Below are 1824 nucleotides of genomic sequence, written 5' to 3'. Positions count from 1 at the left end.
GAGAGCGGCGGATTTGACAGGAACTGCTAGTGTAACATTTAAAAATGTTGATGGTATCAACGATGTAACAATAGAACCTGTAAAACTTACAAATGGTAAAGGCGATGTAAGTGCTAGCACAGGTCTTGGAGCGTTAGCAGAAGCAATTAATAAAGCTAGTGATAAGACAGGTATTAAAGCTAATGTAACTGCTATTTCAACATTTGAGCAACCTATTAAAGCGGGTGAAACTACTTCAAATTTCTCAATCAATGGTGTAAAAATCGGAACAGTAAGCGTTCAAGAAAAAGACGCTAATGGTGCTTTAAGAGCTGCTATTAATGCTGTTAAAGATCAAACAGGGGTTGAGGCTTCTGTAGATACTAAAGGTAGACTTGTATTATCAAATAGAGATGGTAGGGGTATTAAGGTTGAGGATAATGTGACTGCAAATAAACCTGCAGCTGATTTACATAGTCTTGTAACACAAGGAGCAACACCTGATTCAAAATTTAAAAAAGGCGTAGATTTAAATAAAGCAGCTACTTGGACTACAGCAGCAGGAACAGAAGGCTCTATTCTTGTTAAAGAAAATAGTTTCGGAGATGTTAAAAATGCTCACGGAGTGCAAGATGCTTTAATTTATGAAGATGGAAAAACAAAAGCTGTTAACAACTCTGTTCCGTATCAAGAATATAAAAAATTTCAAGATGTACAAAATGAAGCTATAGATAAATTAAAAAACGATTTAATAGATAAATTAAAGAGTGATATTTTAGACAAAACAGCATTAGCAGGTCAAGGAACACAAAAAACTGCATTAGATGGTCACGCAAATACAGCAATAAATAGCATTAAGAATGCTACTAATTTAGAAGCTATTAGTAATGCACTAACAACATTAGATGGTAACTTAGGTACAGCTCAAGCTGCAATAGGTGTGTCACAAGATAATTTTCAAACCGCATTCGCTAGTGCTGTTAAAGATTATGCTACAACTATAGATTTAGCAGGAAAAGCTGTGCAAAAAAATATGAAAGAAGCAGGAGTTGATGTTACACAAGGTGATGCACAGACTTTAAATAACGAATTGAACACATTATTAGGAGCAACTGCAACAGCTTTAACTGCAAATAACGGATTAAATCATGCTACTGCTGCAACAGCTTTCGGTGCAATTGCAACATTAGCTACACCTGATACTACATTTACAACAAACGTGGCAGCCTTAGCAGGAAAAGAAGTAAATTTTGGAAATTTAGCGGTAGAAAATATTGGGGCTTTAAATCTATCTTTAAAAGGTGCGGCAGGTGCTAACGATCCTGTAGCTCAAGATATTTTAACTAGTTTTAAAGAATTAAGAACCCAAACAACAGTAGATGGTGCTAATGCAAAAATAGATGAAATTAACAAAAAATTGGAAAAAGTTATTGCAGATGCTGAAGGTAAAACTATGGATACTAAAGAAGCTCAACAAGGTATGATAGCTCACTCATATATGAAATTTTTTGCTGGTGTTAAAGCAGGTTTAAATGAACCAAACAAAGCTGGTTTATCAAGTATAGTTGGCTTAAATACCGAAAACAGCACAAACATGGGAAGATTAAGCCTTGTTTCAAACAACGGAAGAGATATTCAAGTAGAAGTTAAAGATGCTAATGGTTTTACTACAAATTCAGCTATTGGTTATGATAAAAATGTTAGCGAAGCAACAGTGAGTTTAAGAGAAACTAATGCAACAATTAGTAGAGCTCAAGCTGACGCTATGGGTTATAACAATGAAGAATGGCAAGCTGGAGATAACGGCGATAATCAAAACGGCTACGCTGCAGGTGTAATGACATT

The 1824-nt window shown here is 35.1% G+C and carries 1 protein-coding gene; it reads left to right on the top strand.

Annotation, left to right across the window (positions count from 1 at the left end; all coding sequences use genetic code 11):
* Positions 1 to 1824: flagellin hook IN motif-containing protein (locus AVBRAN9334_RS10040; RefSeq protein WP_336607733.1), on the top strand; the 1824-nt coding region annotated here is incomplete at both ends.

The sequence above is a fragment of the Campylobacter sp. RM9334 genome, from assembly GCF_020138145.1.
Taxonomy (GTDB): domain Bacteria; phylum Campylobacterota; class Campylobacteria; order Campylobacterales; family Campylobacteraceae; genus Campylobacter_E.
The sequence above is the reverse complement of the archived record's forward strand: the minus strand, read 5'-3'. Positions and strand labels throughout refer to the sequence as shown.